This is a genomic window from Streptomyces sp. SID5785 (assembly GCF_009870065.1).
GTDB lineage: Bacteria > Actinomycetota > Actinomycetes > Streptomycetales > Streptomycetaceae > Streptomyces.
In genome coordinates, this window is record NZ_WWIA01000972.1 from 1 (window position 1) to 268 (window position 268).

Sequence of the window (268 nt, forward strand, 5' to 3'; positions counted from 1 at the left end):
CGGGCGCCGCCGCCTCCAGGAGCGGACCGAGCGTGCGGGTCAGCGTCCGGGCCGCGTCCACGGCATGCCGAGCCTGCGGACCCGCCGCCACCAGGACGTGCAGCGCCCGCACCAGCGCCGTCGTGCGCGGCTCCGGCGCGTCCACGTCGACGGGCACCGCCGCCGTGAGCCGTGCGGACTCCGCGAGCCGGCCCGCGGCGCCGAGCAGCTGGGCCGCCGTGTGCGGGCCCACCCCGTGGATCTGCTGCAGCCGGGCGGGCCCGGCGTC

General features: G+C 81.3%; 1 pseudogene. It reads right to left on the reverse strand.

From position 1 onward, the window contains the following. Positions 1-268: pseudogene (locus tag GTW43_RS31630) on the reverse strand (ATP-dependent helicase); the annotation flags it as partial.